Genomic DNA, 14,391 nt, shown 5'->3' on the forward strand with positions numbered 1-14,391 from the left:
GAGGGCCGGCCGGTACAGTCCAATCCTGTGACCACACGGCTTGCCGACATCGCAGCCCAGGCGGGGGTCAGCGAGGCGACTGTCAGCCGCGTCCTGAACGGGAAGCCGGGCGTCGCCGCGACCACCCGCCAGTCCGTCCTGGCCGCGCTCGACGTGCTGGGCTACGAGCGCCCCGTCCGTCTGCGACAGCGCAGCGAGGGCCTGGTGGGCCTGATAACCCCGGAGCTGGAGAACCCGATATTCCCTGCCCTGGCGCAGGTCATCGGCCAGGCGCTGACCCGGCAGGGCTACACACCGGTCCTCGCGACCCAGACCCCGGGCGGCTCCACCGAGGACGAGCTGACGGAGATGCTGGTGGACCGGGGGGTCGCCGGGATCATCTTCGTCTCCGGCCTCCACGCCGACACCTCGGCGGACATGCAGCGCTACGACCAGCTGCGCGCCCAGGGTGTCCCCTTCGTCCTCGTCGACGGCTTCTCGCCCAAGGTGCAGGCGCCGTTCATCTCGCCCGACGACCGCGCGGCGATGGCCCTCGCGGTCACCCACCTCGTCTCGCTCGGACACACCCGCATCGGACTCGCCCTGGGCCCCAAGCGGTTCGTGCCGGTGCAGCGCAAGATCGAGGGCTTCGTGCGCACGATGCAGGAGCAGCTGGGCCTGAGCCCCGCCGACATCGAGGAGCGACTGGTCCAGCACTCGCTGTACACGCTGGAGGGCGGCCAGGCGGCGGCGACCGCCCTCATGGACCGCGACTGCACGGCGATCGTCTGCGCCAGCGACATGATGGCCCTCGGCGCGATAAGGGCGGCGCGCCAGCGCGGCCTGGAGGTCCCGAAGGACATCTCGGTGGTCGGCTTCGACGATTCCCCGCTCATCGCCTTCACCGACCCGCCGCTCACGACCATCCGCAAGCCGGTCCCGGCCATGGGGCAGGCCGCGGTGCGTACGTTGCTGGAGGAGATCGGTGGGACCCCGGCACCCCACAGTGAATTCGTGTTCATGCCGGAGCTGGTGGTGCGTGGTTCGACCGCTTCTGCCCCTGGGGACCGGAATCGTCCCTAAGGAGGAGTAAGTACGGCGCTCATGGGACTCCTCCAGGCGTAGAAAATGCGACGAGGACCCAACCAAGGGATGATCTGTCGGGGAACGCTTTTCTGGCAGACTCTGTGCCTATGGGTGAGACGACCGTGACGACACTGGAAGGCCAGGAGCAGGCCGCTCCACAGCCCGTCGCGGAGGAGAAGGCGGGGAAGGACGTCCTGCGTCGCATGCGGGCCCCGCGTCGCCCCCGCTTCTGGTTCGAGATCCTGCTCATCGCGGTGAGTTACTGGACGTATTCAGTGATTCGCAACGCCGTGCCGCAGCAGAAGCACGAGGCGCTTCGCAACGCGGACTGGATCTGGCGGACGGAGCACCATCTCGGGATCGCCGTCGAACAGTCGGTCAACCACGCCGTGAATGCGGCGACATGGCTGATCATCGGAATGAACTACTACTACGCGACACTGCACTTCGTGGTGACATTGGGCGTCCTGGTGTGGCTGTACCGAAGCCACCCCGGCCGTTACGCGGCCACGCGGCTCGCCCTCTTCGCCACCACGGCGGTCGCCCTGGTCGGCTACTACTTCTTCCCCCTGGCACCGCCCCGCCTGATGAACGGCGGCCAGTTCGTCGACACGGTTCTCGTCCACCAGACCTGGGGCTCCATGGCCTCCGGCGACCTGAAGCACATGTCGAACCAGTACGCCGCGATGCCCTCGATGCACATCGGCTGGTCCCTGTGGTGCGGCCTGACGGTCTTCGCGCTGGCGTCGGCGCCGTGGGCCCGGATTCTGGGCATCCTCTACCCGGTGGCCACCCTGGTCGTCATCGTCGCCACCGCCAATCACTTCTGGCTCGACGCGGTGGGCGGCATGCTGTGCCTGACCTTCGGCTTCCTGGTGGCGCGGCTCTGGTACGGCTTCCTGCCGTACGCGCTGCCGCGCTCGGTACCGGGGACGCGGGGTGCGCCACTGCTGCCGGTGAAGGCCTGAGCATCTGCCGTTGCCGCACGTCTTGAGGGGCCCCGCACCGCCAGGTGCGGGGCCCCTCGGCAACGCCGTCAGGAACATCCCGCCGCGGCGGCGCTCAGCCACCACGGCGATGTCCGGCGGTGCCGAACCGCATCAGCCCCCGCGATGGACCACGTGGCCGCCGGTCACGGTCAGACGTACGGGAGCCTCCGCCACCTCGTCCGCCGGCGCCTCCACCGGATCCAGGCCGAAGGCCGTGAGGTCCGCGCGGTACCCGGGCGCGACACGCCCCGTCTGATCGGCCTCGCCGGCCGCGACGGCCGCATGCGTCGTGCAGCCCTCCAGCGCCTGGAGCCCCGTGAGCCCGCCACGCGCGGAGGCGGCGCCCAACGGCTCCCGCGCCGTCGCCAGCACACCGCGCACGTCGTAGTGGGCGATCGGCCAGTCGGAACCCAGGGCGACCACCGCTCCGGCGTCCCGCAGGTCCCGGGTGCGCCAGGCGCGGCCGGCCCGCTCGGGCCCGAGCCGCCGTGACCACTCGTCGCCGTGGTCGCCCCGCGTGTACGCGGTGTGCGGCGGCTGCATCGACGCGATGACCCCGAGGTGCGCGAAGCGCGAGAGCGTGCCGTCCGGGGCGGTCTCCACGTGCTCGATCCGGTGCGCGAACCGCCCCCCGGCTCCGAGCCCCTCCACGGTGTCGAGAACGTGCCGTACGGCCGCGTCCCCGATCGCGTGCGTGGCCGTACGGACCCCGGCCGCGTGCAGTTGCCGTACGGCGGCGGTGTACGCGGCGGGGTCGGGCCAGAAGGCCGCCGTGCCCTGCCCGTGACAGTCGGCGTGCTCCAGCCAGGCCGTACCGCCCTCCACGGTCCCGTCCATGAAGAACTTGACCCCGCCGATGCTCCAGTGCCGGCCGCCACGCCCCTGGAGCGCCACGAGCTCGCCCAGCGCGTCCCCGTCGGCCCCCGGCATGCACCAGGGCGCGAACCGCAACCGCACCGGCAGCACGGTCTCCTCGGCGACGGCCCCGACCAGCTCCGGATCCCCCAGGTCCATCGCGTGCGCCCCGGTCAGCCCGGTCGCGGCCATCGCGGAGAGCAGCTCGACGAGCCGGGCCCGCCGTTCCTCGCGCGAGGGCCGGGGCATGACCTCGGAGACCAGCTCCATCGCGGCGTGCTCGACGAGATGCCCGGTGGGCCGCCCGTCGTCGTCGCAGACGATCTCCGAACGCTGGACGAAGGCCCGCGGCCCCTCGACCCCGGCGGCCTTGAGGGCCACCTCGGTCACCAGGGCCGAGTGACCGTCGTACAGCCGCAGAAAGGCGGGCGCGCCGCCGAGTACGTCCTCGACGAGGGCCCGGTGCACGGGCCGCCCGCCGAAGACGTTGTGATCGAGCCCGAACCCGATGACCCACCCGTCGATACGGGACGCGGCACCGAGCGCGCGCCGCAGCCCGTCCAGGTCCGCCACGGCTGACAGATCGACGCCGGTGGCCATGTCCAGCCCCCACACGGGGTGGCTGTGCGCGTCCACGAGCCCGGGCACGAGGTGTGCCCCCTCCAGGGGGACGACCTCTGTTCCCGGCCCCCGCCAGTCCCGTACGCCGGTCTCGTCGCCGACGGCGGCGATCAGTCCGTCGCGTACGGCGACGGCGGTGGCGTACGGCCTGGCGGGATCGAGGGTGCGTATCTTGGCGCCGGTGAGGATCAGCTCGGCGGTGGGCATGCGGGTGACTCCCTTGTGGTGAACGGTTATTCGGCGGGTTCGTCGGCGAACTCCGCGTACACCTGCGGTCGTTCGCGGCGCAGCCACCAGGCGAGGACCAGGCCGACGACGAAGACGGCGGGCGACAGGGCGATCAGGACGGTGTTCACCGTGGTGGACGCGCCGGTGAACAGGTCGATGTGGGTGACCACCAGCGCTATGGCCGTCGCGAGCAGCACGGTCGCAAGGACGGGCGCGACGACCGTCCGCAGCACACCCTCCTCGTGCCGTACCCGGCGGAAGTAGCACGGCACGGCGATCGCCGCGAGCAGCTGGAGCACGAACAGGCCGATCATTCCCGGGGTGTTGACCCACAGCAGCAGCTGCCCGTACGGGTCCGCCCCCGCCGCCCAGAAGGCCAGCACGACGACGGCACCGAGGACGGTCTGGACGATTCCAGCGATGTACGGGGAGCGGTGCCGTGGGTGAATGCGGCCCAACGCCCCTGGCAGCACGCCCTCTTCGGCGAGCGCGAGCCCGTACCGGTTGATGGCGTTGTGGAAGGCGAGCAGCGAGGCGAGGACGCTGGTGACGATGAAGACGTGCATCAGGTCGGCCGCCCAGCCGCCGACATACGTCGTGATGGCCGAGAAGAAGAGCCCGCCGGGGTCCTCGGCCGCGGCCTGCACGACCTCCGCGTCTCCGAAGGCCTGGATGACGACCCAGACGATGAACGCGTAGAAGAGACCGAGGAATCCGACGGCGACGTACGTCGCGCGCGGCACCGTACGCTCCGGGTCCCGCGCCTCCCGCCGGTAGATGACCGTCGACTCGAACCCGGTGAACGCGGCGAAGGCGAAGGCGAGGACGACGGCGGTGCCGGGGACGAGGACATTGCCGGGCGCGAAGGAGCCGCCCGACAGCCCGTGCGCGCCGCCCTTCAGGAGCACCCCGCCCGCGAGCAGCACGAGTATCCCGGTCTCGGCGACGAGGAGCACGCCGAGCAGCTTGGCACCGAAGTCGATCGACCGATAACCGCCGTAGCCGATCACCAGCAGCCCGGCCAAGGACACCGGAAGCCACGGGACGTCGGTCCCGAAGAGCGCGTGCACGGTGTCCCGGCTGGCGCTGCCCAGCAGACCGTAGACGCCGATCTCCATGCCGTTGTAGCCGATGAGTGCGAGCAGCGCGGCGCCGATGCCGATCGGGCGGCCGAGACCGCGGGTGATGTACGCGTAGAACGCACCGCCACTGCGCACATGCCGGCTCATGGTGGTGAAACCGACGGCGAAGACGGCGAGCGTGATGCCGGCGAGCAGATAGCCGACGGGTGCGCCGATCCCGCCGAGCAGGATCGCGAGCGGGGCGACACCTGCCATGACGGTGAGCGGGGCGGCGGCCGAGACGACGAAGAAGGCGATGTCGGCGGTGCCGAGGGAGCCGGAGCGGAGGGTCGCCGTGGTGGTCGGCGTTCTCTCCTCGGAGGTGGTGACGGGCATGAGGGAAGCCCTTCTGGCGGGGACGGGGAGGGGTCCGGGTGTGTTCTCGCAGTGGCTGGGAGCGGTCCGGGGCGTGCGGGGCACCCCGGGGTCCCGGAGTCGCGACGGCGCCCGGGATCCATAAACCTAAAGGCTTTCGGTTTCGGCAATGTAACCTCCCGTTGGGCATCCGGGAAGACCTCAGGGAGAGCACAGATCATGGGACGGCCGCGCACACCCCTACTCGACCGCGAGCGCATCACCACGACGGCGCTCGAACTGATCGATGAGCGGGGAGAGTTCAGCGTGCCGCAGATCGCCAAGCGGCTCGGCGTGCAGACGGGCTCGGTGTACCACCATGTGGACGGCCGGGACGGCATCGTGGAACTTCTCCGCGAACGGGTCGCCTCGACGATCGACACGGGAACCCTCTCCCTGACCCCCTGGGACGCGGCCCTGGCGGCCTGGGCCCGCTCCTACCGAGCGGCCTTCGCGGCCCACCCGAAGGCGATCCCGCTCCTGACGACATCACCCGTACGAGCGCCACGCGTCCTGGAGCAGTACGAGCGCGCGGTCACCCTCCTGCTGGACGCCGGCTTCGCCCTTCCCGACGTGATGCCGGTGATCATCGCCCTGGAGAACCTGGTCCTCGGCTCGGCCCTGGACCTCGCGGCCCCGGAGACGATGTGGGAACTCCCGGACGACACGACGACGCCCCGTCTCGCGGCGGCCCTGGACGCGGTGGGCGAGGGTCGCGCGGACCGGGCGTTCGAGCTGGCACTGGACGGATTCCTGGCCCACGCGAGGGCCCTGCAGAGGGCGTGAGGGAGAAGAGCGGCCGGCCTGAGCCAGCGCGCCTTCTGGGCCACACCCCGCAGCGCCTCCAACAGTCCCCGCAGCGCGGGCTGGTCAGGAGCCCTCTCCCGCACAGCGCGTAGCGAACCGCGGGCCGAACCGCGGCCCCCGGAGGGCTCACGCCCCGTAGAACAGCTCCTCGACAACGGCCCGAGCCCGCCGTGTCGTACGCCGGTAGTCATCGAGCATGTCCCCGACATGCCCCGGCCCATACCCCAAGTACCGCCCCACCGCGGCAAGTTCACGCCCGCCCGACGGGAAGGTGTCCCCCGCCCGCCCGCGCACCAGCATCACCGCGTTCCGCACCCGCGTAGCCAGCACCCAGGCCTCGTCCAGTATCGCCGCGTCCTCTCCGGACAGGAGCTCCGCGGCATAAGCGGCGGCGAGCGCGGCCCGCGTCCGAGTGGTCCGCAACCCCGGCTCCACCCACCCGTGCTGCAGCTGCAGCAACTGCACGGTCCACTCCACGTCGGACAGCCCACCCCGCCCGAGCTTGGTGTGCAGCGTGGGATCCGCCCCTCGCGGCAACCGCTCGGACTCCATCCGCGCCTTCAGCCGCCGAATCTCCCGGACGGCCTCATCGCCGAGCCCCTCCGCCGGGTACCGCAACGGATCGACCAGCTCGATGAACCGGCGTCCCAAACCGGTGTCCCCCGCCACGACTTCGGCCCGCAGCAGAGCCTGCGACTCCCACACCAACGACCAGCGCCGGTAGTACGCCTCATAGGACTTCAGCGTCCGCACGAGCGGCCCGGACTTCCCCTCGGGCCGCAAATCCGCGTCGATCAACAGCGGCGGATCCGCACTGGGAATCTGCAGCAGCCGCCGCATCTCGGAGACCACGGCGTTCGCGGCCCGTGAAGCCTCCTGCTCATCCACTCCGTCCCGAGGCTCATGCACGAACAGCACATCCGCGTCGGACCCGTAACCGAGCTCGTGCCCGCCGAACCGCCCCATCCCGATGATGGCGAACCGGGTGGGGAGCGTCTCCCCCCACCCGTCCCGCACCACAGCTCGCAGCGTCCCCGCGAGCGTCGCCGCCGTCAGATCGGAAACGGCACCCCCCACCTGGTCCACCAACGCACCCTGGTCGGCGACAGCCGGCGTCTCCTCGGTTCCGTAAGAGGCGACAATGTCCGCCGCGGCGGTACGGAACAGCTCCCGCCGCCGCACCCCACGCGCCGCGGTGACCGCCTGCTCACCCCTGGCCGCGCGCCCCACAGCCGCGAGGATCTCCTGCTCAAGGTGGGCCCCGGACCTCGGTTCGAGCCCACCCCCGTCCCCGTCCCCGAGCAGCGCCACCGCCTCCGGCGCACGCATCAGCAAGTCAGGAGCGAGCCGCCCGGCCGACAGTACCCGCGCAAGGTTCTCGGCCGCAGCGCCCTCGTCCCTCAACAGCCGCAGATACCAAGGGGTCTTGCCCAGCGCGTCCGACACCTTCCGGAAATTCAACAACCCGGCATCGGGATCGGCGGAATCCGCGAACCATCCCAACAGCACAGGCAGCAACGTCCGTTGAATCGCGGCCTTACGCGTGACACCGGACGCAAGCGCCTCCAGATGCCGCAGCGCCGCCGCCGGATCGGCGTACCCGAGCGCGACCAGCCGTTCCCGCGCCGCATCGGGACTCAACCGGCTCTCACCGGGAGCGAGTTGGGCAACGGCATCGAGCAACGGCCGGTAGAACAGCTTCTCGTGCAGCCGCCGCACCACGGCCGCATGCCGCTTCCACTCACGGTTCAGCTCGGCGACAGGGTCGGACCGCAACCCCAGCGACCGCCCAATACGCCGCAGATCGGCTTCGTCCTCCGGCACAAGATGCGTACGCCTCAGCCGATACAGCTGGATCCGATGCTCCATGGACCGCAGGAACCGATACGCGTCATCGAGCTGCACGGCGTCGGCGCGCCCCACATACCCGCCCGCCGCCAGCGCTTTCAGCGCGTCCAGCGTGGTTCCGCTCCGCAGCGACGTATCGGCGCGACCGTGCACCAACTGGAGTAGCTGCACGGCGAATTCGACATCTCGTAGTCCGCCCGGCCCGAGCTTCAGCTCCCGCTCGATCTCGGTGGCGGGGATGTTCTCGACCACGCGCCGGCGCATCTTCTGCACATCGGCGACGAAGTTCTCGCGCTCGGCGGCATGCCACACCAGCGGCGCCAGCGTGGCCACGTACTCCTCGCCGAGCTCGATGTCACCGGCCACCGGCCGGGCCTTGAGCAGCGCCTGGAACTCCCAGGTCTTGGCCCACCGCTGGTAGTAGGCGAGATGGCTACTGAGGGTCCGCACCAGTGGCCCATTCCGCCCCTCGGGGCGCAAATTGGCATCCACCGGCCAGATGCTGCCCTCGATGGTCGTCTCGGAGCAGATCCGCATCATGTGAGAGGCCAGCCGGGTCGCGGCCTGAATGGCCTTGCGCTCATCGGCCCCATTGACGGCCTCGCCCACGAAGATCACATCGACGTCGGACACGTAATTGAGCTCGTGCCCCCCGCACTTGCCCATCGCGATGACCGCGAGCCGGCACAACGCGGCGTCGTCGGGCGCGGCGGTCCGGGCGATCGCGAGCGCGGCGCGCAGGGTCGCGGTGGCGAGGTCGGCGAGCTCGGCGGCGGTCTGGGCGAGATCGGTGGTGCCGCACACGTCGCGCGCGGCGATGGACAGCAGGCAGCGCCGGTAGGCGACACGCAGCGAGACCGGGTCGCTCGCGTCGGCCAGCCCCCGCTCGAACTCGGCCACTCCGGGATGCAGGTCCTGCGGCTCGTAGGTCACGAGCGCCTGCCAGTCGCGCGGGTGCCGGGCGAGATGGTCGGCGAGCGCGGCCGAGGCCCCGAGAACGCCGAGCAGCCGGTCCCGCAGCGGCTTCGCCGCTATCAGCGTGTCGAGCAGCTCCCGCTGGGCCGTGTGCCCGTCCTGCGCCTCGACGAGCCGGACGAGACCGCGCAGCGCCAGATCGGGATCGGCGGTCGCGCCCAGCGCTTCCAGGAGCACCGGATCGGACCGTACGGGCTCCAGCTCGGCGCTCTCCAGGAGGCGCTCGGCGGCCGAGGGATCGGTGAAGCCGTGCCGCAGCAGCCGCGAAAAGGTACTGCTTCTGCGCCCCGGCGCCGTCATCCTCGGCCTCCTGTCGGATCAAGGTCGTACGAACTTGAGCGTAACCGCAGTCCTTGAGAGAAGCGCCGGGGCGGGCGGCCCCGCCCGGGACCGATGACTTCCGCCGGTGTGCGCGGACTCCCCTACGGCGGGACCATGTCGATCGAGGAGGAGAACCATGTCCGGCACGCAACCGCGGACGGATCTCGACCCGCGCTATGGCAGCCCCGGGGCGACCGCGACCCCCTGACCGGAGGCCCTGGCCCGGCCGGCCGCGGCCGAGCTGTACTGGCTGTCGACGGAGCGGCCGGGACTGACCGACGCATGTGACGCCGCTGCTCGGCGTCTGGCAGGACGGAGCGCTGCAGGGGGTCTGGGGGTGTCCCCCAGAGAACACAGCACGACCGGCGCGCGGGAGCGGAAGGCGCTCAATCTCGCCGGTACCGGTAATCCGCACGTCGTGCTGACCACGGGCACCAACACCTGGGCCGAGGGCTACGACCTGGTCGTCGAGGATGAGGCGGTGCGCGTGACCGACGACGCGCGGCTGCGCGGGCCGGCCAAGGCCTGGGAGGAGAAGTACGGCGCGGAGTGGCACTTCGACGTACGGGATGGCGCGTTCCAGGGGCAGGATGGGCCCTCCTTTGTCTTCACTGTGGCGCCGCGGACCGCTTTCGGCTTCGGTAAGGGGGAGCCATTCAGCCAGACCCGATGGCGGTTCGAGTGAGGCACTTCCGTGCGACAAAGGAGTCACCCCATGGACATGACCCTCGAAGTGATCCTGCTGCCGGTCTCCGACGTGGACCGGGCGAAGGAGTTCTACCGGGACAAGGTCGGCTTCCACGTCGATCTGGACGGTGAGGTGATGGAGGGGGTGCGGATCGTGCAGCTGACGCCGCCCGGTTCCGGGTGTTCCATCGCGCTCGTGGACGGACTCCAGGTCCCGACGGGGACGCCGCGGCCGGGGACGTACCACGGGATGCAGCTGTGCGTCACGGACGCCAAGGCAGCGTTCGAGGAGCTCACGGCCCGGGGGCTCGACATCAGCGAGCCGGTGGAGTTCGCCCCGCAGGACGGAGCCACGTTCATGTACTTCAAGGACCCGGACGGGAACGGCTGGGCGATCCAGGAGTACCGGCGTCGGGCGACGGAGCCGCTGCACCAGCTGCTGAGCGAGCTGGCCGCCCAGCGGCAGTAGTTCATCCGCTCTTCATCCCGCCGGTTGGGGGACGTGAGGCGCGGGAATGTTGTCGTGTGCATGCTCTGTCCGCACCGCCACCGTCGCATCTCCCCCCACCGGAGGTCTGAAGTGTCCGGCAGAAACGTGTACCGCCGCAGTCGTGCCGTCGTGGCGTCCGCCCTCGCCTTCACCGCAGCTGCGGTGGGCGTGTGGACCGGGTTCGGCGGCTCGTCCCCGGCGCACGCCGCGGCCGCGGTCCCGACCCCGGACCACGTCGTCGTCGTGGTCTTCGAGAACCACGCGTACAGCCAGGTGATCGGCTCGTCCAGCGCCCCGTACATCAACTCGCTCAAGACCGGCGGCGCCAACCTCTCCCAGTCGTACGCCGAGACCCACCCGAGCCAGCCCAACTACTTCGCCCTGTTCTCCGGCTCCGCCCAGGGGATCACGGACGACAGCTGCTACACGCCCGGCTTCTCCTCCGCCCCGAACCTCGCCTCCGAGCTGATCGCCGCGGGCAAGACGTGGGCGAGCTACAACGAGACGCTGCCCAGCCAGGGCTCCACGACGTGCAGCAGCGGCAAGTACGCGCGCAAGCACAACCCGTGGTTCGGCTTCAGCAACGTACCGACGTCCAGCGCCAAGACGTTCACGCAGTTCCCGACGGACTACTCGACGCTCCCGCAGGTCTCCTTCGTCGTCCCGAACCTGTGCAGCGACATGCACGACTGCTCGGTGTCGACGGGTGACACCTGGCTGAAGAACGACCTGGGCGCGTACGCGACCTGGGCAAAGACGCACAACAGCCTGCTCGTGGTCACCTTCGACGAGGACAACCGGCTGTCCGGCAACCGCATCCCGATGGTCCTCTACGGCCAGCAGGTGACCGCCGGCTCCTCGTCCACCACCACCTACAACCACTACGACCTGCTGCGCACGCTGGAGGACATGCACGGCCTCCCGCACGCGGGCAACGCCGCCTCCGGCAAGGACATCACGGGTATCTGGACGTCCTGACATGTACGTAGCGGACAGCCGCGCCAGCACTACGGCGGCGGCGTCCGCGGAAGGCGCCGCCCGGCCCCGTGCCGGGCGGCGCCGCGCCGCGGTCGCGCCCACCGTGCTGGCGCTCGGCACGGTCAGTCTGATCACCGACGTCTCGTCGGAGATGGTGACGGCGGTGCTGCCCCTGTACCTGGTGGCCGGCCTCGGCCTGTCCCCTCTCGGCTTCGGGTTCCTCGACGGGATCTACAACGGCTTCTCGGCTCTGGTACGCCTGGTCGGAGGCCATCTCGCGGACAGGGGCGGGGGCCGCCACAAGTGGGTCGCGGGCTTCGGCTACGGCCTCTCGGCGGCCTGCAAACCGCTGCTGCTGATGGCGCACACCCTCACCCCCATCGGGCTGATCCTGGCCGCCGACCGCACCGGCAAGGGCCTGCGCACGGCCCCGCGCGACGCGCTGATCTCCCTGTCGAGCACCCCGCAGACGCGCGGCCGCGCCTTCGGCGTACACCGGGCCATGGACACGGCGGGCGCGCTGCTCGGCCCGCTGGTCGCCTTCCTGATCCTCCGGGCGACGGTCGACGGATACGACGCGGTGTTCACGGTGAGCTTCTGCGTGGCCGTGGTGGGTGTGCTGGTGCTGGTGCTGTTCGTACCGGGTGGTTCCCGGAGGGGGGCCGGCTCCGATACGAGGGCAGACGCCGACACGAAGGCAGACGCCGACACGAAGGCCGACGAGGACACCTCCGTGGCCGCCGCCTCCGGGAAGGCGGCTCCCCGCCCCACCCTGCGCGCCGCCCTCGCCCTCCTCCACCGGCGTGACCTGCGCCGTATCGCCCTCTGCGCCCTCCTCCTCGGCCTGGCGACCGTCAGCGACTCCTTCGTCTACCTGCTGCTCCAGCGGCGCCTCGGCGTTCCGGACCGCTGGTTCGCGCTGCTGCCCCTGGGCACCGCGGCCGCGTTCCTTCTCCTGGCCGTCCCGCTGGGGCGGCTGGCGGACCGGATCGGCCGCTGGCGGGTCTTCCTGGCGGGCCACGGCGCGCTGCTCCTCGCGTACGGCGTGCTGCTCTCCTCCTGGCACGGGACGGCGCTGCCGTACGCCGTTCTCCTCCTGCACGGCGGCTTCTACGCGGCGACGGACGGCGTGCTGATGGCAGTGGCCTCGGACAGCGTGCCCGAGGAACTGCGTTCGTCCGGGCTGGCCCTCGTCCAGACCGGGCAGGCGCTGGCCCGCTTCGTCTGCTCGCTCGGTTTCGGCGCGGCCTGGACGGCGTGGGGCGACCGTACGGCGCTCACCGCGTCGACGGTGGCCCTCGCCGTCTGCGCGCTGTTCGCGCTCAGCCTCCGCCCCACCACACCAGAAGGCCTCGCATGACCCGGCGTACCCGCATCCTGGTCCTGATCTCGGCCCTCGTCGTCCTGGCGGGCGTCGCCACGGCCTCCGTCCGGCACGCCTCGGCCCGCGCGGACCGCCGGAACCAGACCCAGCCGGGCGGCCCGCGGATCACCGCGGGCACGGTCGCGCTGACCGGCGGCAGCGGCCGCATGGTCTTCCGCAACGTGGCGTGGGGCCCGCACCGCGACGAGCTGACGACGGTCCCGGCCTCGGACCCTTCGGGCCCGCGCACGGCCTCCGACGTCAAATGCCTGCGCTTCTACGCGGCTTCGGGCACGGGGGTGTGCCTCCAGGCGGTGCACGGCGCCGTCCAGGACACCTACCGAGCCGTCATCCTCGACGCCCATCTCCACGAGACGGCCCGCTACGACGTCCCGGGCATCCCGTCCCGCGCCCGCGTCTCCCCCAGCGGCCGCTACGCCGCCTGGACCGCCTTCGTGGGCGGCGACTCGTACGCGGGCACGAACTTCTCGACGAGGGCGGCGATCGTCGACACGCGCACCGGCACACTGACCCGCTCGCTGGAGGCGTTCCGCATCGTGAAGGACGGCGAGGCGTACCACGCGGCGGACGTGAACTTCTGGGGCGTCACGTTCGCGAGCGACGACCGCACCTTCTACGCGACCCTGGCCACGCACGGCAGGACCTACCTGATGCGCGGCGACCTCCGCACCCGTACCGTCACCGCCCTGCACACGAACGTCGAGTGCCCGTCCCTCTCCCTCGACGGCACCCGCGTCGCCTTCAAGAAGCGGGTGAAGGGCCTCCCCAAGGACGCCCCCTGGCACCTGTACGTCCTGGACCTGGGGACGATGCGCGAAACCCCGCTCGCCGAACCCCGCAGCGTCGACGACCAGGCGGTCTGGCGCGACGACCACACACTCGTCTACGCCCTCCCCGGCGACTACGGAGCCGACCTCTACACGGTCCCGTCCGACGGCACAGGAAAGCCGCGGCGCATCAGCACCGCGGCCGTGTCTCCCGCGTATCTCCGTTAGGCGGCGTGGGTGAGCGCGTACATGAGGGCCGTCGTTCGACAGCTCACAGAAACCCTGGCTGTTCGCACGAATCCCCCAGACGGAAAGTCTGGGGCTACAGAGATCATCACCGCAGTAACGGGGGCCGTCTCCGCGCTGGGTGGCGCCTGCGGGGGCATCGCCGCAGTCATCGTCGCGAAGCGCTCCGCGGGGGCTTCCCGATCGGCGCATGGGACAGATCAGCGACCGCCGCCCGCCTGACCTCAGTAGAAGGCGCACCACGGAAACTTCGGCCCGGCCCGCACGCGTGACCGCGCGTTCGTGCGTTACGCCGCCGTCCACACCTCAGGCCCGCCGCCATGCCACTCGATCAACTCCGAGTTGGCCACGTCCACCTCGTCCAACCCCTCCATCCCGGCCTGCTGAAGGAGGACGGTCAGGTCGTGCAGCGAATAAGCGGTGCCGAGAATCTCCGCGTCCACACGCACCCGTCGGCCGCCGCCGCTGGGGGACGGCGGGTACACAACCACACGCTGCTCAGCCATGACCCCAGCGTCACCTGCCGCCCGCCGACGCGCATTCCGGGCTGTTCGGTCGAGGTGGCCGAGCTCCGCGTCCGGGCGGCAGAACACGCAGGTCGCCGGCCCGTCCGACAGCGCCACGGTCGACCTGGGAGGCGGCTGCGGTTTTAGTG

Annotated in this window: 11 protein-coding genes and 1 pseudogene; 8 read left to right on the top strand and 4 right to left on the bottom strand. The window is 70.9% G+C overall.

From position 1 onward, the window contains the following. The first annotated feature begins 27 nt into the window (after nt 1-27). Together ACZ4RZ_RS10790 and ACZ4RZ_RS10795 are read left to right on the top strand one after the other, a co-directional pair. Entirely contained in the window at nt 28-1,062 is a 1,035-nt protein-coding gene (locus tag ACZ4RZ_RS10790; RefSeq protein ID WP_467743625.1) for a LacI family DNA-binding transcriptional regulator, read from the top strand. 110 nt (nt 1,063-1,172) lie between these two features. Next, complete coding sequence (locus ACZ4RZ_RS10795; RefSeq protein WP_467743626.1) at nt 1,173-2,033, top strand: phosphatase PAP2 family protein; 861 nt, start codon at nt 1,173-1,175, stop codon at nt 2,031-2,033. A 132-nt stretch (nt 2,034-2,165) separates the two neighbouring features. Here ACZ4RZ_RS10795 and ACZ4RZ_RS10800 read toward each other — a convergent pair whose 3' ends face one another. Both ACZ4RZ_RS10800 and ACZ4RZ_RS10805 read right to left on the bottom strand, forming a co-directional pair. Next, nucleotides 2,166-3,737 (bottom strand): amidohydrolase, encoded by a 1,572-nt coding sequence (locus ACZ4RZ_RS10800; protein WP_467743627.1) that lies wholly within the window; start codon nt 3,735-3,737, stop codon nt 2,166-2,168. 26 nt (nt 3,738-3,763) lie between these two features. Then, nucleotides 3,764-5,215 carry an APC family permease gene (locus ACZ4RZ_RS10805; RefSeq protein ID WP_467743628.1) on the bottom strand — a complete coding sequence of 484 codons (1,452 nt, stop codon included), beginning with the start codon at nt 5,213-5,215 and terminating at the stop codon, nt 3,764-3,766. A gap of 198 nt (nt 5,216-5,413) precedes the next feature. Here ACZ4RZ_RS10805 and ACZ4RZ_RS10810 point away from each other — a divergent pair, with 198 nt between their 5' ends. After that, complete coding sequence (locus ACZ4RZ_RS10810) at nt 5,414-6,019, top strand: TetR/AcrR family transcriptional regulator C-terminal domain-containing protein (RefSeq protein WP_467743629.1); 606 nt, start codon at nt 5,414-5,416, stop codon at nt 6,017-6,019. A gap of 147 nt (nt 6,020-6,166) precedes the next feature. Here ACZ4RZ_RS10810 and ACZ4RZ_RS10815 read toward each other — a convergent pair whose 3' ends face one another. Continuing rightward, nucleotides 6,167-9,163, bottom strand: a complete 2,997-nt coding sequence (locus tag ACZ4RZ_RS10815) for a bifunctional [glutamine synthetase] adenylyltransferase/[glutamine synthetase]-adenylyl-L-tyrosine phosphorylase (RefSeq protein WP_467743630.1) — start codon at nt 9,161-9,163, stop codon at nt 6,167-6,169. A 157-nt stretch (nt 9,164-9,320) separates the two neighbouring features. Here ACZ4RZ_RS10815 and ACZ4RZ_RS10820 point away from each other — a divergent pair. From ACZ4RZ_RS10820 to ACZ4RZ_RS10840, 5 genes and pseudogenes are all read left to right on the top strand, one after another. Then, nucleotides 9,321-9,869, top strand: a pseudogene (locus ACZ4RZ_RS10820) (pyridoxamine 5'-phosphate oxidase family protein). 30 nt (nt 9,870-9,899) lie between these two features. Continuing rightward, nucleotides 9,900-10,340 carry a VOC family protein gene (locus ACZ4RZ_RS10825; protein WP_467743631.1) on the top strand — a complete coding sequence of 147 codons (441 nt, stop codon included), beginning with the start codon at nt 9,900-9,902 and terminating at the stop codon, nt 10,338-10,340. A gap of 111 nt (nt 10,341-10,451) precedes the next feature. Beyond that, nucleotides 10,452-11,339, top strand: coding sequence for an alkaline phosphatase family protein (locus tag ACZ4RZ_RS10830; RefSeq protein ID WP_467743632.1), 888 nt, complete (start codon nt 10,452-10,454; stop codon nt 11,337-11,339). A gap of 1 nt (nt 11,340) precedes the next feature. Further along, on the top strand, nt 11,341-12,699 hold the full coding sequence (locus tag ACZ4RZ_RS10835; RefSeq protein WP_467743633.1) for an MFS transporter: 1,359 nt from the start codon (nt 11,341-11,343) through the stop codon (nt 12,697-12,699). Further along, nucleotides 12,696-13,718: a TolB family protein gene (locus ACZ4RZ_RS10840; RefSeq protein ID WP_467743634.1), complete on the top strand. Its 1,023-nt coding sequence runs from the start codon at nt 12,696-12,698 to the stop codon at nt 13,716-13,718. Before ACZ4RZ_RS10835 ends, ACZ4RZ_RS10840 begins: the two co-directional genes overlap by 4 nt. A gap of 305 nt (nt 13,719-14,023) precedes the next feature. Here the strand turns inward: ACZ4RZ_RS10840 and ACZ4RZ_RS10845 are convergent, their stop codons facing one another. Continuing rightward, the gene (locus tag ACZ4RZ_RS10845; protein ID WP_467743635.1) at nt 14,024-14,242 is read right to left on the bottom strand and encodes a hypothetical protein; all 219 of its coding nucleotides are present in this window, start codon (nt 14,240-14,242) and stop codon (nt 14,024-14,026) included. Nucleotides 14,243-14,391: the final 149 nt, after the last annotated feature.

Source organism: Streptomyces sp. NPDC027189 (assembly GCF_055566975.1).

Excerpts from the sequence above, each read along its gene's own strand:
- ACZ4RZ_RS10835 (WP_467743633.1), top strand. The coding sequence starts at position 11,341 with ATGTACGTAGCGGACAGCCGCGCCAGCACTACGGCGGCGGCGTCCGCG.
- ACZ4RZ_RS10810 (WP_467743629.1), top strand. The coding sequence starts at position 5,414 with ATGGGACGGCCGCGCACACCCCTACTCGACCGCGAGCGCATCACCACG.
- ACZ4RZ_RS10795 (WP_467743626.1), top strand. The coding sequence starts at position 1,173 with ATGGGTGAGACGACCGTGACGACACTGGAAGGCCAGGAGCAGGCCGCT.
- ACZ4RZ_RS10845 (WP_467743635.1), bottom strand. The coding sequence starts at position 14,242 with ATGGCTGAGCAGCGTGTGGTTGTGTACCCGCCGTCCCCCAGCGGCGGC.
- ACZ4RZ_RS10815 (WP_467743630.1), bottom strand. The coding sequence starts at position 9,163 with ATGACGGCGCCGGGGCGCAGAAGCAGTACCTTTTCGCGGCTGCTGCGG.
- ACZ4RZ_RS10800 (WP_467743627.1), bottom strand. The coding sequence starts at position 3,737 with ATGCCCACCGCCGAGCTGATCCTCACCGGCGCCAAGATACGCACCCTC.
- ACZ4RZ_RS10840 (WP_467743634.1), top strand. The coding sequence starts at position 12,696 with ATGACCCGGCGTACCCGCATCCTGGTCCTGATCTCGGCCCTCGTCGTC.
- ACZ4RZ_RS10825 (WP_467743631.1), top strand. The coding sequence starts at position 9,900 with ATGGACATGACCCTCGAAGTGATCCTGCTGCCGGTCTCCGACGTGGAC.
- ACZ4RZ_RS10805 (WP_467743628.1), bottom strand. The coding sequence starts at position 5,215 with ATGCCCGTCACCACCTCCGAGGAGAGAACGCCGACCACCACGGCGACC.